The sequence below is a fragment of the Vibrio sp. DNB22_10_4 genome (genome assembly GCF_052879755.1).
The window spans coordinates 524,121-545,122 of the sequence record NZ_JBNNXW010000002.1; the positions used below are offsets into that span (position 1 = coordinate 524,121).

A 21,002-nucleotide genomic window follows, 5' to 3' on the forward strand; every position below is an offset into this window, starting at 1 on the left:
TCTAATATCCTATACAATCCAGCGAGGACGATAGGAGGCAAGGTTCCTCATCATATCGACCCACTTAAAAACTGCCACTCTGATTACCGAGGGGCTAAACTCAATCATTTTTCTTATTCCAACCGCGCTGGCATAGAGCATACTTTTCAAACTCTCTAGCGGCTTGTCGTGTTCATAGGCTTGCTGCCACTTAGACCATGTGTCTGAGCGGGCAAACGTACACTGAACAAAACGTTTTTCTTTTTCCATTGTCATAGGCAAGAGCTGGGTGCCGACCACTCCATCACGACTAAAGCGTACGACGCAGCGAAACGACTCTTTAATGCCATAGCGCTCTAGCGCTACTAGGATCTCGTCACCAAGTTGAATTTCAATGGCTGGATCTATCTGCATACCAAGGCCACTAAACGAAAAATCTTTAAGTGTCGCTGGGTAATGGTGTCCCGATGTGGTCATAAACGACACTGGATAATTGACGTCAATACGGTGCGCCATACGCACTTGTTTTTCTTCGGCAGCAACCGCTAATGCAACTCCGAGCACAATTAAGTTGTAGATGACCCAGAACAAATTCACCAGTACGGTAGTCGTGTCGGTAAACTGGTAATCAAACAAACGATAAACACCCACTGCAAACCCGAGGAGATTGAGTAGTAGCAAACTGATAATAGGTTTACTGATGTCCCAATCGAAGAAACGCTTGTCAATCAATCCACCTTTCGCCGTCACGTTAAATCGGCCGCGTCCCGGTGCGAATAAAGCCACGGTGGTTGGAATCGCGATATACCAAGCCAATACCGTTTCATACACCTCCCCCCAAAACGAGTGGCGGTACTGACCCTGTATCCGTGAGTTAGCCACGTTGGCGTGAAACATGTGCGGCAGTACAAACAGTACGATGGCAATTGCTGGGGCATAGATGATGTAGGCATCCAAAATCAAAAACGCCAGAGGCGCGATCATAAAAATCAGCCGTGGAATACCACTTAAGAAGTGCATCATGCCGTTGAGGTAACACAATCTCTGCTGCCAAGATAATCCTTTCCCAAGTAACGGGTTATCGGTTCGAAAAATTTGCGCCATGCCGCGCGCCCAGCGAATACGCTGACCGACGTGTGCCGACAAACTATCCGTAGCAAGGCCAGCCGATATCGGCTCTTTGAGATAGGCACTGCGATAGCCTAATCGATGCATTTTTAGTGCGGTGTGAGCATCTTCCGTCACGGTTTCTACTGCAACGCCGCCCACTTCTTCCAACGGACCTCGACGCAAAATCGCACACGAGCCACAGAAAAACGTCGCATCCCACATGTCATTACCATCTTGAATCAAACCATAGAACAAGTTGCCCTCGTTCGGAAGTTGGCGAAAACGCGACAAGTTACGTTCAAACGGATCCGGCGAGAAAAAGTGGTGTGGCGTTTGTACCAGTGCCAAGTTGGGATCTTTTACAAACGCGCCCATCGTCACCTGAAAGAACGCTCGAGTGGGAATATGGTCACAGTCGAAGATGGCGACATAGTCACCGCGAGTTTGTTTTAGTGCGTGGTTAAGGTTACCGGCCTTAGCGTGCTCATTGGTAGGCCTACGAATGTAGCCAACCCCGGCTTGTTCAGCAAACGCCTGAAATAAATCACGTTTACCATCATCCAAGATATAGATATTGAGCTTGTCTTTTGGCCAATCGATCGCGGTTGCCGCCAGTACCGTGGCTCTAACCACATCCAATTCTTCATTGTAGGTGGGAATGAAAAGATCGATACTCGGCCAAGTTTTTGGATCGTCGGGCAAGGTTTCCGGGGTGCGATTCAACGGCCAAATGGTCTGGAAGTAACTTAAAATCAACACCATCCAAGAATAGGTTTCTGCCATCAGCAGCACCAAGCCAAGCATCATATCCAGATCTTTGTCCCAATTGATGGTCGACGAATATCGCCACCACAAATACCGACAGGAAGCGATAAGAGAGAGAATGATCAGCAGCATGTTCGGCAAGCGACCTTTTACCCCGCGGACAGAAGCAGCAACTGCAGCTAGCACCACCACAAACACAATTTGCGCAGTAATGGAAAATGGTACGGTCAAACACAGTATCGTCAACACAATAAGTACGATATAGAGCAAGCTATCAGGGATGAAATGGTTTGCTGTGCGCTTTACACCCTGCCCTTCAAGTTGGTCATCAATGGCTGTCACGGCAGTCGCCGAAAAGCGTCGACAAACGGTGAAGAAACGCGAAATCACCTGATTGATAGCGCGGAGATGACGCGTTAAATGCCACTGCTGCCACGTAAAGTTTTGCTTAATTAATGCTAACCAACACAACTGAATGAGCAGGCGGAAGTTGTCACTAAATCGGAAGTGATTCAAGTCAATCTGTGGGAACGCGCGCTCCCAGTCTGAGCGTGTTGGCATCACCCGTGTGCCTGCCAGCAAAATCAGAAAGCATAGCAACAGCAGCGTGTGTCGATTCTTTAACGCTAACTCGGGTAACTGAATCGAACCGCTAAACTGACGAAGCAGGTCTGGTGAAACAAATCGGGCGACAAACATGATTATGAGCGAAGCTGGTTCTTTTCTACCTGAGACAACACAACGGTTGCCAACTGTCTAAATTCAACCGCCGCATTGGAGCGTGTTGCAGCAGTCATCACATTACCAAGCATGGCAAAAGCTTCTTGAATCGCAATGTCATAATAGAGATGTGCAGAAATAAGTCGGGTACCGAGCGCCTCTTCCAGCACCAAGGTCATATCTCGCAGCAAGGCAATGTCATGACGGCACTGGTTAAGAACAAATAGGGTTTTGTCGTCGGGAGGGTTCTGCGCAATTTGACGGTTTAACATTGTTACGCACATCGGAGTTGGATTGACAACTCGCAGTCTCAGCAACGCGCTAGCATGTGTTGGTGACAGCTCAATATCATGCGGCGCAGAAACAATGATGATCTCAAATTTATCCTGCGCAGCCGCTAGCATTTCATCTAAGTAGCTGGCGTACTCACTCGAGGTCAGCATTGTACTGCCGTGAGGCAAGAAGTAACTGCCAATCGGATCTCTTAGCAATGCTTGCTTCCAGCTTTCATCACAGCGCACAGCATCTGTCCATCCAGAAGCTTTATCCGTTGGATGGCCAAACCAGGGTCCCTTAAGATTCTTAGGGTCAAGGTCAACCAAAAGTACTTTATGTCCAAGTACGGTATAGGCAGCCGCAAGGTTCGCGGCGACAGTGCTTGCCCCCACTCCCGCATGAATACCTTTTACCAACAATATGGACATGAAAAACTTATTCCTCTTTTAACGATGCCAGAGATGGCGTCGTCTTATTATTAAGCGTAGCAAATGCTGGCTCTGGCGATTCACTCTGCGCTGTATTTTCTGATTGCAAAAAATTCCATTTACTTTGCGATAACCTTATTTCGTCGCTACGTTCCAGATTCTGATACCCAGAAATAGGAATGCCGTACGATTTATAAATTTGTTCGACATCGGTGGTATGGTTTTGCATTACCTTCTACTACTCAGCTTAAGATAAGTTTGTTCTAAATTTGTACGCATAGTACACTACGCTCCAACTAATATCACTATTACTTATGGTAATTAGGCTAATGATTCAGCAAATCATGCACATTAACTCTTGGCAGGCTTTGGAAAATCTGTTATTCCACCACGAAAAAGCCCCACTTTTTGAGACTAAAGCTGACCTATTTACCTCTCCATCTGGTAAGGATTTTCTTACACAATCTGACAAGCTCAGTGTTAAATCTACCGAGCTAATCAATCAAAACTTCTCGCGGATATTCCTATCCAGCCCAGCTATATCAATGGCTGAGTTTTTGGATGACCTATCAAGATTGCCTATTAATAACAATGTTCATATCTGTATATTGCTCGACTTAGAGCAGAGTTCAAAACTAGATGTTAATTTTGCGATCGAACAAACAACAATTGATTTTATAAATATTACAATTCTGTTACTAGATATTAATAATTCGATTAATCCTGAGGAATATAAACAATCATTACGGGGGGAAAGGATATTTCTTGGTGAATTAAAACAGCATAATCAACAAACTTTTATCAAGGCTATCCATTATCAAGATGGTCAAACTCAATTGGCCAATAAGCTATTTTTATTATCAGATAATGAGAGCGATCAAGTTAACAAGCAGGTTTTGCCCGTACTGGTTTCCTCTCAAGCAGCAAGTCGTGACTTTGTCGATGAGCATGGATTCCAGCTATTTGAGCAATTTGACATCCCTAATGCGGTGCTCGAAACCAGTGTAGCCACTGTTGTTGTACTCCCTTGCGGCGGTTTTGATGACATCAAACGTATCGCTAAAACAATTCTCCATAACAAGAAGCGTTATGGGAACAGTGTGCACTTTGTCGTTAAAGAGCTAACCCCTTGTATTCGCTACAATGATTTCCACATGCTCATCACCGCAGGTGCTCAAAGCATTGTCGATCACACGAAAAGCGATGCGGTGCTTTACGACCAAATACGCTTGGCATCGATGACAAAAATGGAGGCAAATTACCTGTCAGAAACGTCGCTGTTTCGACAGTTTGAAAGCCCTATCAATGAAAGTGGCTTTATTAGCTACGACTCATTTAAATCACTCACGCTAAATGCCATCGAGGTTTGTCGTAATACGCAGATTGAGTATGCGTTGGTCGAGTTAACCCCTTTCTCTTCAGTACCACTTAGTGAGGCGATGTCCTATAGTCAAATGAAGCGCCGAGGGGATATTGCCTGTCAAATTGATGGTCGCATTTTGATATTTTTTAGCTCATTAAGACGTTATGAGATCCATCAAGCGTTATTGAACGTGTTCGCGGTGGCGCCGAATGAACTGTTTATCGAACAGTCACAATACACGGATGCTGGTGAGATCGTAGCGCGACTTTCCAACATACAAGGTATCAACTACCCAGAACAACCAAGCATCACAGAAGCAGAACCTGACAATGCGACACCGGCCAGTCGTTTTGCTTCCCGTGTAGATTGGGATCAACTATGAATATTGAAGACTTTTTAACGGTCGCAGGCGTATTTACCGCTGTTGGCCTAGCACTCGGTATCGTCGCACCAAGTATCGTGCGTCTCTTATCAAGGCTAATTATAAAACTCAAAAAACGTCCTAAGCATTTACGAGAAACCAAGTTTTAATCATGGATAGAACCAAACCCTCAGCTCACATTTCACTCGGTTGGTGGACACTCTACTTTGCCCTGAAATTGGCACTGTACGCCAGCGATACTCTGAGCTTTTCACCGCTCTACAATTTCAGTTTGCTCTGCTTTGTCGTGATCCCACTGCACAGTCGCTGGCTCAACATTGCCCGACATATGATTGCGATTGGTCTAGCACTGCTACTGCTACACCATGATTCCTATTTGCCACCACTGGAGCGGCTATTTAGCCAGTGGGATTTAGTCAGCCAATTCGACACCGTCTATCTGTTGTCACTGGCTAAAGATTTTATTTCCCTAGACTTCCTATTACTTGGCTTTGTACTCATCGTTGGCTATCTCTATTTGAGCCAGATCCTACGTTTATCCGCGTTTGTCGTCATAGGTATGGTGATCGCGTCTATTCCAAGCTCATTTTGGCAGATGTCATTAACCACCAGCCAAGCCGTAGAGACGACAGCCAATAACGCAAGCAATATTACACCAACTACAACGGCACCTACTCAAGTTGCCGTGGATACTTCATCAGAAGGTCTCACCACGTATGTAGGACAATTCTTTCGCGACCAAGCCTCTAAGACATCGAGTCTGTCGAACATAGACGCACTAACAACGCAGCCTAACTTTGACATTCTGTTTCTGAGTGTCTGCTCATTGGCTTGGGATGACTTGGAGTATTCGGGCAACATCGATCACCCGATCTTTAAAGAATTCGATATCCTGTTTAAGCACTTTAACTCAGCAACGTCTTACAGCGGACCTGCGGTACTGCGTATTTTGCGAGCTAACTGTGGTCAGCAGTCTCACGCCGACTTATTCAATGACAATCTGACTGCGCAATGTTCTTTGTTTGATCAGCTTGCACGCCTTGGCTATGAGAAAGAAGTGTTTATGAACCATGACGGTAAATTCGATGGTTTCAACAAACACATTGCCAATAACATCGGCAACTTTTCGCCAGCCGTTGATATTGAGACCATGACACCGTCGCAATATGCGTTCGATGGCACTCGGATTTATAGTGATGGGCAAATCCTCTCTCAGTGGGAGCAAATCAACCATACCAAGCCTACAGTCAGTCTATATAACACCATTAGTATTCACGATGGTAACCGAGTGGTGGGTCAATCTGGTTCACGTTTAGTAACCTACAAACGCCAACAAAAAATCTTGCTAGATGAGCTGTATGCCTTCTTCCAAGCTTTAAAGACGAGTAAACGCAATGTCGTTGTCGTGCTACTGCCCGAGCACGGTGCGGCGGTGCGAGGCGATCGCATGCAAATCTCTGGAATGCGTGAAATCCCAACCAAAGCCATTACTAATGTACCGGTTGGCATAAAGTTCTTTGGTGACGTAGCGATTCAAAACCGCAGTCAAATCGATGTAGAGCAGCCAGTAAGCTTCTTAGCGCTAAGCGATCTGCTTGCCAATATCTTAGCTAGCAACATGTATGAGGGCAACGCAACGTCTCTGACGTCACTGACCCAGGGCTTACCGACGACGCCGGTTATCTCGCAGAACTCAGGTACGACTATGCTCGAAGTGAATGACACTCAATTCTATAGCTTCGATGACCAGTCTTGGACTGAGTACCGACCGCGTATCAACTAGTCGTTCGTAAGTTGCTTGATAAAAAAATAAGCGCCTTTAAGGCGCTTATTTTTTGACTCACCGTTAGGTTCGCTTCCAGCGATTACGGCGCCCTGGTTTAATCGATGTTGTTTTGGCCTGCGCCTCTGGCAGTAAATGGGTCTCAGCTGCAAAGTAGCGACCCTGACCACCTTTAACACCAAGGTCGATTAACGTATGCCACTCTTTCTTGGTCTCAACACCAACGGCTATCACTTTGGTAGGTGCATCACCACACGCCCCCACCATACTGCGCACGAACAATTGGTTCTCGTCGCGCTGATCGATACGCTTAACCAAGCTGCGATGCAGTTTCAGGTAATCCACTTTCAGATCTTTAATGTAGTGAGTACTGACGATCGAGCGACCCGCCTGACCAACGATGACGGTACATCCCAAACCAGACAGCATTTTCACTACCGGACGGATGTAGTCCAAATGCTGCACTAAGCGCGCCTCAGAAAACTCAAAACTAAGCTGACTGCGGACACTGACAGGCAACTGCAGTAGCTCGTCCCTGAACCACTTGAAGTAGCTTTTGTTAGCAAAGGGCACCACATATACGTTAATCGACACTGGCAGAGTAATCTTACCCTGCTTAATGCTTCTGAATACTTTACCTAACACAGCGCGATCGAAATTAGACTCATAGCCCACTTGCAATAAAGCTGAGTGGAAGCGAGAGGCTTTGACGGTGCCTCGCTCTGGATCATCGATACGTGCAAACAGTTCTTTGTGCAGCGGAGCGAGCTCTTTGCCCTTTTCATACAAGTAACAGGGCTGAGCATAAATCAGCAGATTTTCAGGCAGCAGTGCACGGTCAAATAACGTACGCCAACGAACACTACCGCGCTCGTCAAACTTCTGAACTTGTTTTTGGAAGCGGCTCCAGTTATTCACTTTTTGCAGCTGCGCACTCTTAAGCGCCGTTTCCGCCTCTTCCATAATGCGACCGCGACGCTCACCTTCTGAGTACATACTCACGCCAATGTGGCACCAGTTGTCTTCATCCAAAGGAACCGGCGGCGGCGCTTTCTCCATTTGACGGATGCACTGACTTGCCAAGGCGGCGACATCTTTAGAGCTTTGATGGGGAATAAATATGGCGAAGTCTGCATCGTAATAGCGAGAGAAAATCGCATCGGGGTATTTTTGTACCGCTTGAGACAGCACTTCCCCAACTTCAATGAGAAAATCGTCTGCCTCAGATTTTCCAAGCTTCTCTTGTGCTTGATCCCAATCTTCGATACGGAACAAGATCACGCCACCTTGCGCACCACTCTCTTGCAGAGCAGACTCTAACTTACTATCAAACAGAATTCGGTTGGCACTGCCTGTAAGAGGATCTAAGAACGTCTGGGTGCGGATAAAGGTGTCAAAACGGCTACGTTCTTGACGCGCATCTTGCAGCTCTTCAATCAGAATATCTAACGCCTCACTGGCGGTGTACGGCCATTCACGCTCATCGCCTTTCGCGTATTGTTCAACTCGGCCGCCGAGGATCATCCTTCCTCGCTCTTCCAAAAGCTCTGAGCCAACGAGCTGCTGGCGAAGCCATTTTACCCCTTGCATCAAACAAAATACGATGAGGCCAAACGCGAGTGTCACCGACCACATCGCTTCAAGGGAGTAGCGCACATCAAGATAAGGAGGCAATGCAACAAACTCGACACGATAGCCTTCGTTTCGCTCGAGATCGAAGCTTTGCTCGTACACTATGGTTCTGTCGAGCATCGGCGAGGTATTTTTATAACGATAAACGACGCCAGCTGAAGACTTCAGCTGCATTTCAATAATATTGCTGGCTTGCAGCATTTTGGGCATCCAGCGCTGCATCATGTAGGCGGCATCGGGATCCTCAAGCTCTTTATCGATGACCTTTACGATCCCTGTAAGATGATGATTGAGATACTCTTGTCCCATACGCTTGATGGACAAGGTACCACCCACGAATAGAATAAAAACCGCACTCATTACAATGACTGTAACAAAAGCGACCAAGCGCGTGCTCAGTTTTAGAGTGGGGGTTTGCCTCATAGTTTGCCAAAGTCCTTTTTGAACGAAGTGTCGCTATCGCCTGCCAATTATCAAGAGTAAAACAGCCAGGCAGCTGATTGTTTGTTATATCAAATTTAGCCAAAACCGTTAAGTCACAAGCCATGGCAGGGTTCTAAGAAACAAAAAAAACCGCGACAAATGTCGCGGCCTTTCAGCATCTGTACTGTGAATAGGCTTCACTGCGCACAAGGCTGTTCGATTTAGAACGGAATGTCGTCATCGAAGTCCATTGGTGGCTCATTGTATTGTGGCTGCTGTTGAGCAGGCTTTTGTTGAGCGGGTTGTTGAGCTGGCTGTTGAACTGGTTGTTGTGGCTGACCCCAACCTTGCTGTTGCGGCGCTTGCTGCTGCATGCCACCTTGGTTCATGCCACCTTGCATAGGAGCACCACCACCTTGACGGCCACCTAGCATTTGCATCACACCGTTGAAGCCTTGTACTACAACTTCAGTTGTGTAGCGGTCTTGACCATTTTGATCTTGCCATTTACGAGTCTGTAGTTGACCTTCAATGTATACCTGAGAACCCTTTCTTAGGTACTCACCAGCCACTTCCGCTAGCTTGCCGAATAACGCAACACGGTGCCACTCAGTTTTCTCGCGCTGTTCACCAGTCGCTTTGTCACGCCACGATTCCGAGGTCGCGATTGTAATATTCGCCACGGCACTGCCGTTTGGCATGTAACGAATTTCTGGGTCGTTACCTAAGTTACCCACTAGAATGACTTTGTTTACTCCACGGCTTGCCATGTTTTGCTCCGTAACCACAGTGTGTTTTAAAATAGCCCAGTAGGATACCATGAACCCACAAGACAGCAACAGCGCTTATGTGAACTATCCTACAATCCCAACTCGGTGTTTGAATATAAGTCTAGCGCCGAAATTTCAACCCATCTAGGCACACCGCCCACCTTATACACATATCAATTACTTAAAATAGTTTAAGTCTCTCTCATTTCGTGCTGCCAACACTAGCCGCTCACCCATATATACACCAACATGCACATTAATTCAGCGATAAAAATTATTAGTGACGATGAGAAGAAACAGTTACAAACGCACCATACAACACGTCAGCCTCGGTCAAGATCTCGAAGTTACCGAACGAATTGAGGCGCTCTCCAATCTTTGCATTAATCCTATCGAGACCATTGAACCCCAAGATCTATTGAACGCAGCGACAGGACCTAGAAATCGAATCTTACTGTTTGACTACGAAGAATCGCTAGATCTATTTAAGCAGGTATTGAACCTCCCCCTTGCCAGCAAAAACTTTGAGACCATTTTGATCAATGTACCTCACCGCTTAACCACTGAAGAGATCCTCAAGTACGGCCATTTAAAAGGGGTGTTCTACAGCCATGAAGATGGCAATAAGATTACTTTTGGCTTCGGTGAGATAATTAATGGTAAGAACTGGCTGCCAAGAGATGTCGCCAGTCAATTACTGCACCACTATCGATACGTGGTTTCTGCTAACACGTGCACGACCGTGGTCGACTTAACCTCTCGTGAAATTGAGATTCTGCGTTGCTTGCAGTCAGGTGCCAGTAACCTAGAGATATCTGGAGACCTCTACATTACCGAGTCAACGGTCAAGTCACACTTGTATCAGATATTTCGCAAGCTATCGGTAAAAAATAGACTGCAGGCCATCGCCTGGGCCAATCAGCACCTATTGTCTTGAATGGCTTTTGTCTTCATCGACTACTGCCTTATAAGCTTGTCACCGTATAGGCTCTCGATTCACAAATAACTCGCTTTTTTGCACTCGATCTCTTTGTCTGTATGTGAACCGAACTTCACAACATTTCTACTGTCATAACCGCTCGTTAGTCTGTAGACTTAATCCCATTCGCCACAGTTGGCAATGAATTCAAACGTATAAAGATAAAGGGTCTTATCATGATTAAGAAGTGCCTATTCCCGGCAGCGGGTTATGGAACTCGTTTTCTTCCGGCAACGAAATCGATGCCAAAAGAGATGATGCCAGTGGTGAACAAACCACTGATTGAATATGGTGTAGAAGAAGCTATTCAGGCTGGTATGGACGGCATGTGCATCGTAACGGGTCGTGGCAAACACTCCATCATGGATCACTTTGATAAAAACTACGAACTTGAGCACCAAATCAGCGGCACCAACAAAGAAGAGCTACTGGTTGATATTCGCGATATCATCGACTCTGCACAATTTACCTACATTCGCCAGCGCGAGATGAAAGGTCTTGGCCACGCGATCCTGACAGGTCGTGAGCTCGTCGGTGACGAACCTTTTGCCGTTGTATTAGCTGATGACCTTTGCGTCAACGAAGACCAAGGCGTATTGGCGCAAATGGTAGCGCTATACAAGCAGTTCCGCTGCTCAATCGTTGCTGTACAAGAAGTACCGGAAGATGAAACCCACAAATACGGCGTGATCTCTGGCGAGATGATCAAAGATGACCTGTTCCGTGTTGATGACATGGTAGAAAAACCAGAACAAGGTACTGCGCCAAGCAACCTTGCCATCATTGGTCGTTATATCCTGACTCCAGATATCTTCGAGCTGATCGAGCAGACTGAGCCAGGTAAAGGTGGCGAAATCCAAATTACCGACGCTCTTCTTAAGCAAGCGAAAGCGGGCTGCGTATTGGCGTACAAGTTCAAAGGTCAACGTTTTGACTGTGGTAGCGTAGAAGGCTACATCGAAGCGACAAACTACTGCTTTGAAAACCTATACCTAAAAGATGAGAAAGCCGCTGAGCTCGGTAAGCATGCGACAAAAAAAGCATAAGCGAATTTCAAGTCTATAATCATTGAATAGAGCGCGACGTAATTTCACTACGTCGCGCTTTTGTTTTTGACCTGTTTTTTTATCCAGTATTTCTTTGCACAAACTTCACACTATGTAATACTTGTCACACTACGTTTTACATGAGTGGCAATAATGGACAATATCGAAGTTAGGGGTGCTCGTACCCATAACCTGAAAAACGTCAACCTGACAATTCCTCGCGACAAACTCACAGTGATCACTGGCCTATCAGGCTCTGGCAAGTCATCACTCGCCTTCGACACTCTTTATGCCGAGGGGCAACGTCGCTATGTGGAATCTCTGTCCGCTTATGCAAGACAATTTCTATCCTTAATGGAAAAGCCTGATGTTGACCATATTGAAGGCCTATCACCAGCGATCTCAATTGAGCAAAAATCGACATCTCATAACCCACGTTCCACGGTAGGTACAATCACCGAAGTCTATGACTATTTAAGACTGCTTTATGCGCGTGTCGGTGAGCCGCGCTGTCCTACTCACAAAGTGCCACTTGCAGCCCAGACGGTCAGCCAAATGGTCGACAAGGTGCTCGAGCTGCCGGAAGGCTCAAAGATGATGCTACTGGCGCCAATCGTCAAAGAGCGCAAAGGTGAGCACGTCAAAACATTAGAAAACCTTGCCGCACAAGGCTTCATTCGCGCTCGTATCGACGGTGAAACTTGCGATCTTTCCGATCCACCCACCCTAGAATTGCATAAAAAACACACCATTGAAGTGGTCGTTGACCGCTTTAAAGTGCGCGACAATTTACAGCAACGTCTTGCTGAGTCATTTGAGACGGCACTGGAACTCTCTGGCGGTATTGTCGGCGTAGGTTGGATGGATGAACCCGAGAAAGAAGACATTATCTTCTCAGCGAACTTTGCATGTCCATATTGTGGCTACAGCCTGCAAGAGCTGGAACCGAGACTGTTTTCTTTCAACAACCCAGCGGGCGCTTGTCACACCTGTGACGGCTTGGGTGTACAGCAGTATTTCGACCCAGAGCGTGTGATCGTTGATGACAGTTTAAGTATTGCGGATGGTGCGATTCGTGGCTGGGATCAGAAGAACTACTACTACTTCCAAATGCTGACCTCGCTCGCCAAACATTATGACTTTGATTTGTTCGCGCCATTTAACTCGCTGCCTAAAAAGATCAAAGACGTGGTTTTGACCGGTTCTGGCCGCACTGAAATTGAGTTCAACTACGTCAATGATCGTGGTGATATTCGTGTGAAACGCCACCCATTTGAAGGGATCCTCAATACCTTAGAGCGTCGTTATCGTGACACCGAATCCAACTCAGTAAGAGAAGATCTCGCTAAGTACATCTCGACCAAGTCTTGCGGCACTTGTGGCGGTACTCGCTTACGTGAAGAAGCGCGCAATGTGTTTGTCGACGATACCACGCTGCCAGAAATCGTTGAGATGAGCATCAGCGAAGCGATGGACTTTTTCAAGTCTTTGCAGCTAGAAGGACAGCGTGCTCAGATTGCCGAGAAGGTCATGAAAGAGATCAACGACCGATTGCACTTCTTGGTCAACGTTGGACTGAATTACCTCAACCTATCACGCAGCGCAGAAACACTTTCAGGTGGTGAAGCTCAGCGTATCCGTTTAGCAAGTCAAATTGGTGCTGGTCTCGTCGGGGTGATGTATGTACTGGATGAGCCGTCCATCGGTCTCCACCAGCGTGACAATGAACGCTTACTCAACACCCTAACCCACCTGCGTGATTTGGGTAACACCGTATTGGTGGTCGAACACGATGAAGATGCTATTCGCACCGCTGATCACGTCATTGATATTGGCCCTGGAGCCGGTGTACATGGCGGTTCTGTGGTTGCCGAAGGCACTATCGACGATATCGTTGCTTCTGAACAATCATTAACTGGTCAGTACCTCAGCGGTAAGCGTGAAATTGCGATTCCAGAGCATCGCACACCAATGGATCCGAAAAAAGTGGTCACCCTACAAGGTGCGACTGGCAACAATCTGAAGAGTGTTGACCTCACTATTCCTGTAGGCTTGTTTAGCTGTATTACCGGCGTTTCTGGCTCAGGTAAATCAACATTAATAAACGACACCTTCTTTAAGATCGCCCACACTCGGCTTAACGGGGCAACGACTGCCGAGCCTTCACCATATAAGAAGATTGAAGGTCTAGAGCATTTTGACAAAGTAATTGATATCGACCAGAGCCCTATTGGTCGAACACCACGCTCCAACCCAGCGACTTATACCGGCATCTTTACTCCAATCCGTGAGCTGTTTGCTGGTACTCAAGAAGCACGCTCTCGCGGCTACAAACCGGGGCGCTTCAGTTTTAATGTTCGCGGCGGGCGCTGTGAAGCATGTCAGGGTGATGGCGTAATCAAGGTAGAAATGCACTTCCTCCCAGACGTGTATGTGCCTTGTGATGTATGTAAAGGTAAGCGCTACAACCGTGAAACCTTGGAAGTACGCTATAAAGGCAAAACCATTGATGAAGTGCTGCAGATGACGGTAGAGGATGCGCGTGAGTTCTTCGACCCAGTGCCTGTGATTGCCCGAAAACTGCAAACCCTAATGGATGTGGGTCTGTCGTACATTCGACTTGGTCAAGCTGCGACTACCCTATCAGGCGGTGAGGCACAACGTGTCAAACTAGCACGCGAACTTTCTAAGCGTGACACAGGTAAAACCCTCTACATTTTGGATGAGCCAACCACTGGTCTTCACTTCCATGATATTGAGTTATTGCTTTCGGTACTGCACCGTTTGCGCGACCACGGCAATACCGTTGTCGTCATTGAGCATAACCTTGATGTCGTTAAAACGTCAGATTGGGTGATTGATTTAGGCCCAGAAGGCGGTCAGGGTGGCGGCCAAATCATTGCAGAAGGGACACCAGAAACTGTGTCCCAAGTCGAAGGTTCGCATACCGCACGCTTCCTAAAACCTATGCTAAAAGGGTAAATTAGAGCATTATCACGGGAGGCCAATGTTGGCCCCCGTTATTTTCTTGGATTTTACTCGTCACAACTATGGCTATCATTCATACCAATGGCACTGAACTAGAGCCGATTAAGGTTCGCCCGCCACTCAATCGCAAGTTTATGACCGCTATGGCGGTGCTATTTCTCGTTGCGACGCATTTCTTTTGGCCTAATCCAGGCGGAACTGGGCTAGCGCTGTCATTCAATAACACAGCTTGGATAGCCTTCGCATTCGCGTTAGGGATTGGCCTGTATCAGCTTGGTACTAACCAAGCCCTTAAGTACAGCAAACTGACTGTAGGTCTTGGGCTTGCCTGTCTATTAATGAGCGCTCCACTACTCTACAGCCACCCTGATATTGAATCGGTAATGCCACGATTTATCGGCTTATGGAGTGGATTTTTACTGTTTGTGTTATTGCAGCAGTTTCAGTTTACCAATAAGCAAAAGCAGCGCTTACTGTGGTTGGTGGTACTCGCTGCCGGTATCCAAGCGCTGTTCGGCTATGTTCAGTATTTCCTTCTTAGCGCTAACAATCCATTAGGGTACGACGTACTAAGCAATCGCCCGTATGGAATTTTCCAGCAGCCTAATGTGATGGCGAGCTTTCTAGCGACCAGTTTTGTGCTGTCCGGCTACTTGCTCGCAAGACAAAAACACAAATACAACTGGCACATCAGTGATGTCTCTATTTTGTATTTAATGCCAATCATAGTATTACCTCTAGTTGTCGTTCTCGGCTCTCGTACCGGTTGGATCGGAGCAATGGTTGGCTTCATCTTGCTGGTACCTTACCTCTATCGCCACTCCACACGGAAGCGCTTTAGAGGCTGGACACTGGCAGCTCTAGCCGGACTAGCTTTAGGCCTACTGATGGGTTTTGCCAATTCAGGCAGTCAGAGCCTGATCACCAAAAAGGCTCAACTAGAAGATATCCGCTCAACCATCTACGGCCAGTCACTGGATATGCTGATTGAAAAACCGTTTACGGGTTACGGTCTAGGAAAGTTCGAATCTGAATACTTGATTTATACCGCGAGGCAGCATCAACTCAATGATAGCTTTGCCCCTGGGATACCTGCACTTGATCACCCTCACAACGAGCTTCTGCTATGGGGTATCGAAGGTGGATTGCTGCCGATTCTAGGGATCTTACTGGCCGCGCTGTTCGTATTGAGTCGTATCTATACTGCTAAACCCGGTACTCGACTGGCGATTTTTGCTCTATTTGTGCCTATCTTTCTGCACAGTCAATTGGAGTACCCATTTTATCACTCGCTGATCCACTGGATCTCTTTCGTGATATTGATTTACTGGGTCGACCAACGCACACCAAGGCTTAAAAGCGTCTCTTTCAGCAGTATTACTAAAACCACCTGCCGAGTATTTTCATTACTTATACCAATCCTGGTCAGTGTCTATATGGTCGCGGCCTTACACACTAACTATGTACTCACGCAGTTTGAAAAGTCACAGCCAGTGAATGCGAGTCTGTTAGAAAAGGTTTCGAATCCAGTAGTATGGAAAGATCGCTATCACTGGGATCTCTACAGCACCTACCTCAAACTTGGCTTATCCACCAACAACCCTGAGTACATACAGCCTTACATTGATTGGTCTGTAGAGGTCATTAAGAGCAAGCCAAGACCTGCTTTTTATCGCAATTTAATTTTAGCCTATCAAGGCAGCGGCGAGATAAATAAAGCGCAGCAAGTCCTTGCTGAGGCTGAATATCTTTTCCCGCAGCAAAGCTTTGGATTGGTTACGGTAAAACCTGTTAGCCATGCTCAAGAGACGCAATCTCAAGCCGAGTCTCAGAATAAGTAGCCGAACAGATAGAGACACCAAAAACGCTCGCTAGATAAATCTAGCGAGCGTTTTTTTATCCGCCCCACTCATAGAGTGCGGGAATATCTATGATGTCGTTGTCAAAACGAATAGTCACCGACTGAGGTTCAATCGCCAGGAGTTGAATAGAGTTTAGACGGTCACCCTCTTGAAGCTCTTGACCGTTCACCTTTATCCATCGGCGATTAACATCGGAAGAATACATATGAGTTTGAAAGTTGAGCGCGGGTAACCGCCCACGATAACGCGCTTCACTGCTCTCAAGAGCAATGTGGTCGGCGTTACGTAATCGCGGATCGCTCGGCTCATTATTCATCGCTGCTGCGACCTTACGAGCGATTTCCGGATCCAACCCCGATAGGTCTAGGTCGTCGAGCCCAAACGGCTCGTCACTACTATTTTGCGCTGTAACATTTTGAGCTGTAGCTTGGCGACTTTGTGTGGAGGCCGGTACCACAACCTGCTGCCCTAATGGTTCATTTAAGTCCGAATCGGATGCCACAGTGACTGCGGATGGCACTGGCAAACTCACTACCGTCGATGATTGACTGCGTTTTGGTAATGGCTTTAATTCGCTTAGCTCTGGGTATGGTAATACGCTATAGCTATTCTCAACCTCTGGCTGCGCCATCAAAGAGTGCGAAACAAGTGTGGCGACGAGCAGGCTTAGGGGCTGGATACGACTCATTGTAAGGCCTCCTGCGGCTCATCAATGTTTAATCTTGGTTCCTTTAACGTGGATGCGCTTAATGTTGGCGCATCAGTTTGTGTCATCAATTCAAGCTTTTTCAGTGTATTGCGGCCTGCAATGCCGTCTACATCCATCTTTTGCCAACGTTGGAACAACTCCACTTTTCGCTCTAGGGCTTTATCAAACACATCGCTTCCGGACGCAGGCTCACCTAAGACTTGAGATAGCTTGCTGTCCAATATAGCGACCTGCTCTCCCCGTTGGTTCAAACGCAATGTGGTGTAGATATCACGCTGCCAAATTGAGTAGTACTCACCTGTCCACAAAGCTTCTAACCAACTCTTTGACATCACAATACGTTCGCGACCATTGAGGACTTCCACCTCATCGCCTCTGACACGATAAAGCACCACATAGCTTTCATCGCCCAAGTGATACAGCGGCATTACCACAGGCAAATTCTGCTCTATGATTTGTCCTAAAGTGCCAAGGTATTTCTGACATTGGAATAAACTGTTTGCACCTGACTCACACATGCCATCTAGCACACCTGCTTGGTAGCCCCATACCGCGTAAAGCTCTTGGATAGCCGCAATCTTGTCATCACGCGCAAACAGCGATTGTAGCAACTCTACTGGATAGTCAGTTTGAGTACGAAGGTTCTGAACTACGGACGCGGGAACAGGCTCGGTGATTGCTGCTGGCTGAGAAACTGCACTCTCGCTGGCAACTTGCTGCGTTTTGGTTGGTAACAGAGTTTGTTGAGCCCATGACAGTGCATCGGCGCCCTTCCAATAGAGCCCGGCAGCAACGCTAACACCCAGCAGTGCGGGAAGTGCATAGCGACTAATAGCTTGTCGCAGCTCAGATTCTTGCGCGCTGTTGCCTACCCCTGGCGCTTGAAACGACAGAATATCCTCACACGCTTTTTGAGCCGTCGATTTCGAGACGCGCTTTTCACCCGAGTGGTAGGCGTATTGCAGCGCCTTATCACTAATGAGGTTAATCAATCGAGGGATACCTTGACTCGCTTTATTGATCACCGCCACTGCAGATTTACTGAACAGCGATGCGTCGCCACCTGCGGTAGATAAGCGAAATTCAATATATTGGCGCGTCTCACCTTCAGATAGTGGCAAGAGATGGTAACGCCCGGTAATACGCTGCGCGAGCTGACGAAGCTGCGTAGTTCGCAGTTTCTGTTGCAACTCTGGCTGACCGATAAGAAGTACCTTAAGCAGCTTACGGTCATCCGTTTCTAAATTCGTAAGTAGACGAAGCTGCTCAAGCACTTCTGCCGATAGATGCTGCGCTTCATCAATGACCACCAATGTGTTGATGCCCAGCAGCTCATTGTGCTGCAAGTAGTGGTAGATAGCTTGGCTCAACTGCTTTAGGGAGGCTTGCGGCGGATAGTCGATGGAAAACTCATCGCAAATGGCCTCAAGGAGATCTTGGCTAGAAAAAGTGGGATTAAGGATCAGTCCCGACGCGGTTTTATCATCTAACGACGCCAGCATGGCTTTCGCCACTGTGGTTTTTCCGGTACCGACTTCGCCTGTGAGCATAGCAAAACCGCCGCCTTGCCCAAGTCCGGCTTGCAGATGCTGCATCGCTTCACGATGGCGCTGACTCAAAAACAAGTAGCGTGAGCTAGGTACAATCGAGAACGGCACTTCTCGAAAACCAAAATAATCCTTATACATGGGTTAACCTTACAATATCAGTCAAAGCAAAGTACCATTGGCACACAGGAATGCCAACGGCTAAGTAGTAAAAAGGGGAGCCAATTTGCAAGTCTATCTTGTTGGGGGCGCAGTACGCGACCAGTTGCTTAACATTGAAGTCTATGACAAAGATTGGGTCGTGGTTGGTGCCACACCTGAGCAAATGTTGACACAAGGCTACCAAGCGGTTGGCAAAGAGTTTCCGGTTTTTCTTCACCCAAAAACCAAACAAGAACACGCACTAGCCCGCACCGAGCGTAAGTCTGGCAATGGTTACACTGGTTTTGAATGCTTTTCATCACCCGATGTGACGCTAGAGCAAGATCTGATGCGCCGCGACCTCACCATCAACGCCATCGCTCAAGACGATCAGGGTAATCTTATCGACCCCTATCATGGCCAAGCCGATTTAGAACAACGCGTGCTAAGGCATGTCTCTCCTGCATTTAGTGAAGATCCGCTGCGTGTATTGCGAGTGGCACGATTCGCAGCCAAACTGGCGCACCTCGGCTTTTACGTCGCACCTGAGACTATGGCGCTGATGCAAGAAATGGTTGAACAAGGTGAACTGACGTATCTGACCGCCGAGCGCGTGTGGCAAGAATGGCATAAATCTCTCACGACCTCGTCTCCGGAGGTTTTTCTCGACATTCTGCATCAATGTGGCGCGCTCAAGGTGGTGCTTCCAGAACTAGACGCACTATTTGGCGTCCCACAACCAGAACAATGGCATCCAGAAATCGACACCGGCATTCACACCCTCATGGTGGCTAAGCAAGCCGCCAAGTTGAGTGAACAAACAACGGTTCGATTCGCCGCTCAGGTGCATGATTTAGGTAAAGCGCTAACCCCAAAAGAGGAATGGCCAAGCCACAAACTGCATACCCACACTGGCCAGAAAGTGATTAAAGCGCTGTGCGCGCGAGTGCGAGTTCCGAATGACTATCGCGACTTGGCGCTAGCGGTCTGTGCCCAGCACTCCAATGTCCACCGTGCCTTTGAACTCAAGCCAAGCACGTTCGTGAAGATTTTCGCCAAGCTGGATGTGTGGCGAAAGCCAGAAAAGCTAGAGCAAGTTCTACTGTGCTGCCAAGCGGATCATCAGGGAAGAAAAGGACTCGAGAATGAAGCCTACCCGCAAGCGGCGCGCTTCAGGCTTGCCTACCAAGCCGCCATTAATGTGGATGTACAATCCATCATTGGCGATGGCTTTAAAGGTAAGGCGATAAAAGAAGAGCTCGACAAACGCCGAGCTCAAGCAATAGAACAGGTTCTAACTCATCAGCAAGAAGGCAAATAGACCGAAACCTAGAATCAATCGATAGATCACAAACGGTGTCATGCCCATGCGTGAAATCAGCTTCAGGAAGAAGTGAATGCAGATGTAGGCACTCACAAATGACACCGCAATGCCAGTAAGCAAGAAGCCAACATGGATAGGCTCAGTGCCAGTCGCCAGCTTAAGGCCTAGGTACGCGCCCGCCAATGTAATGATTGGGATTGACATCAAGAATGAGAAACGCGCTGCGGCTTCACGCGTAAAGCCAAGATAAAGCGCTGCAGTAATGGTTGCGCCAGAGCGTGACGTGCCTGGAATAATCGCCATCGCTTGTGCTAGACCAATAAACAAGGCTTTTTTCCAGCCCGCTTGATACTCGTCATCCGCTAGCTTGGCGTTTTTATCCACCCACCAAAGCAGTAAACCAAATACGATCGTCGTGGTCGCAATGACATAGGCACTGCGCAGATAAAGCTCAATGATGTCTTTCATCAGTAAACCAAAGATACAGGCGGGAATCGTCGCTAGTACGATCATCCACGCCAACTTAGCTTCTTTGCTGCGCTCACCCTTGAAAATCGAACCAAACAGGGCGCTGAATAAGGTCACTACTTCCTTACGGAAATAGATCACCACTGCGGCCAACGTTCCCACGTGTACGGCGACATCAAAGGCTAACCCTTGATCTTCCCAGCCCAAAATGGCGGAAGGCAAAATCAAGTGAGCCGAGCTAGAGATAGGCAAGAATTCGGTAAACCCTTGCACCAGTGCCAAAATAAAGGCTTCAAAATAACTCATG

General features: G+C 47.5%; 16 protein-coding genes. 8 read left to right on the forward strand and 8 right to left on the reverse strand.

Annotated features, from left to right (window positions below; translation table 11 throughout):
• Window positions 1-9 precede the first annotated feature (9 nt).
• From bcsA to ACVA6Q_RS10430, 3 genes are read right to left on the reverse strand one after another with little or no spacing between them, the layout of a single operon-like run.
• A complete protein-coding gene (gene bcsA / locus ACVA6Q_RS10420; protein ID WP_446647435.1) occupies window positions 10-2,553 on the reverse strand; it encodes a UDP-forming cellulose synthase catalytic subunit in 2,544 nt (847 codons plus the stop codon).
• Between the two features lie 2 nt (window positions 2,554-2,555).
• On the reverse strand, window positions 2,556-3,278 hold the full coding sequence (locus tag ACVA6Q_RS10425) for a cellulose synthase operon protein YhjQ/BcsQ (protein WP_353497091.1): 723 nt from the start codon (window positions 3,276-3,278) through the stop codon (window positions 2,556-2,558).
• A gap of 7 nt (window positions 3,279-3,285) precedes the next feature.
• Window positions 3,286-3,507: a hypothetical protein gene (locus ACVA6Q_RS10430; protein WP_353497092.1), complete on the reverse strand. Its 222-nt coding sequence runs from the start codon at window positions 3,505-3,507 to the stop codon at window positions 3,286-3,288.
• Window positions 3,508-3,835: 328 nt separating this feature from the next.
• On the opposite strand from ACVA6Q_RS10430, the gene ACVA6Q_RS10435 reads away from it, so the two are divergent.
• From ACVA6Q_RS10435 to bcsG, 3 genes are read left to right on the forward strand one after another with little or no spacing between them, the layout of a single operon-like run.
• On the forward strand, window positions 3,836-5,023 hold the full coding sequence (locus tag ACVA6Q_RS10435; protein WP_446647436.1) for a BcsE family c-di-GMP-binding protein: 1,188 nt from the start codon (window positions 3,836-3,838) through the stop codon (window positions 5,021-5,023).
• Window positions 5,020-5,172, forward strand: a complete 153-nt coding sequence (locus ACVA6Q_RS10440; RefSeq protein ID WP_353497094.1) for a hypothetical protein — start codon at window positions 5,020-5,022, stop codon at window positions 5,170-5,172. The genes ACVA6Q_RS10435 and ACVA6Q_RS10440 overlap by 4 nt, the downstream gene beginning before the upstream one ends.
• 2 nt (window positions 5,173-5,174) lie before the next feature.
• Window positions 5,175-6,806, forward strand: a complete 1,632-nt coding sequence (gene bcsG, locus ACVA6Q_RS10445) for a cellulose biosynthesis protein BcsG (protein WP_446647437.1) — start codon at window positions 5,175-5,177, stop codon at window positions 6,804-6,806.
• A gap of 63 nt (window positions 6,807-6,869) precedes the next feature.
• On the opposite strand, the gene csrD is transcribed toward bcsG, so the two are convergent.
• Both csrD and ACVA6Q_RS10455 read right to left on the reverse strand, forming a co-directional pair.
• Window positions 6,870-8,861, reverse strand: a complete 1,992-nt coding sequence (gene csrD, locus ACVA6Q_RS10450; RefSeq protein ID WP_446647438.1) for an RNase E specificity factor CsrD — start codon at window positions 8,859-8,861, stop codon at window positions 6,870-6,872.
• A 221-nt stretch (window positions 8,862-9,082) separates the two neighbouring features.
• Complete coding sequence (locus ACVA6Q_RS10455) at window positions 9,083-9,631, reverse strand: single-stranded DNA-binding protein (RefSeq protein WP_112459523.1); 549 nt, start codon at window positions 9,629-9,631, stop codon at window positions 9,083-9,085.
• A gap of 286 nt (window positions 9,632-9,917) precedes the next feature.
• On the opposite strand from ACVA6Q_RS10455, the gene ACVA6Q_RS10460 reads away from it, so the two are divergent.
• The 4 genes from ACVA6Q_RS10460 (at window position 9,918) to ACVA6Q_RS10475 (ending at window position 16,485) form a co-directional block, all read left to right on the forward strand.
• Window positions 9,918-10,568 (forward strand): LuxR C-terminal-related transcriptional regulator, encoded by a 651-nt coding sequence (locus ACVA6Q_RS10460; RefSeq protein WP_446647439.1) that lies wholly within the window; start codon window positions 9,918-9,920, stop codon window positions 10,566-10,568.
• A gap of 218 nt (window positions 10,569-10,786) precedes the next feature.
• Window positions 10,787-11,656: a UTP--glucose-1-phosphate uridylyltransferase GalU gene (gene galU / locus ACVA6Q_RS10465; protein ID WP_353497098.1), complete on the forward strand. Its 870-nt coding sequence runs from the start codon at window positions 10,787-10,789 to the stop codon at window positions 11,654-11,656.
• Between the two features lie 153 nt (window positions 11,657-11,809).
• Window positions 11,810-14,638 carry an excinuclease ABC subunit UvrA gene (gene uvrA, locus ACVA6Q_RS10470; protein ID WP_418641953.1) on the forward strand — a complete coding sequence of 943 codons (2,829 nt, stop codon included), beginning with the start codon at window positions 11,810-11,812 and terminating at the stop codon, window positions 14,636-14,638.
• A gap of 68 nt (window positions 14,639-14,706) precedes the next feature.
• Window positions 14,707-16,485, forward strand: a complete 1,779-nt coding sequence (locus tag ACVA6Q_RS10475; protein ID WP_446647440.1) for a PglL family O-oligosaccharyltransferase — start codon at window positions 14,707-14,709, stop codon at window positions 16,483-16,485.
• 55 nt (window positions 16,486-16,540) lie between these two features.
• Here ACVA6Q_RS10475 and ACVA6Q_RS10480 read toward each other — a convergent pair whose 3' ends face one another.
• Together ACVA6Q_RS10480 and ACVA6Q_RS10485 are read right to left on the reverse strand one after the other, a co-directional pair.
• Window positions 16,541-17,194 (reverse strand): general secretion pathway protein GspB, encoded by a 654-nt coding sequence (locus ACVA6Q_RS10480; RefSeq protein WP_446647441.1) that lies wholly within the window; start codon window positions 17,192-17,194, stop codon window positions 16,541-16,543.
• On the reverse strand, window positions 17,191-18,903 hold the full coding sequence (locus ACVA6Q_RS10485; RefSeq protein WP_446647442.1) for an AAA family ATPase: 1,713 nt from the start codon (window positions 18,901-18,903) through the stop codon (window positions 17,191-17,193). The genes ACVA6Q_RS10480 and ACVA6Q_RS10485 overlap by 4 nt, the downstream gene beginning before the upstream one ends.
• 85 nt (window positions 18,904-18,988) lie before the next feature.
• Here ACVA6Q_RS10485 and ACVA6Q_RS10490 point away from each other — a divergent pair, with 85 nt between their 5' ends.
• The gene (locus ACVA6Q_RS10490) at window positions 18,989-20,224 is read left to right on the forward strand and encodes a multifunctional CCA addition/repair protein (protein WP_446647443.1); all 1,236 of its coding nucleotides are present in this window, start codon (window positions 18,989-18,991) and stop codon (window positions 20,222-20,224) included.
• Here the strand turns inward: ACVA6Q_RS10490 and ACVA6Q_RS10495 are convergent.
• Window positions 20,198-21,001 carry an undecaprenyl-diphosphate phosphatase gene (locus tag ACVA6Q_RS10495; protein WP_353497104.1) on the reverse strand — a complete coding sequence of 268 codons (804 nt, stop codon included), beginning with the start codon at window positions 20,999-21,001 and terminating at the stop codon, window positions 20,198-20,200. The genes ACVA6Q_RS10490 and ACVA6Q_RS10495 overlap by 27 nt on opposite strands.
• Window position 21,002: the final 1 nt, after the last annotated feature.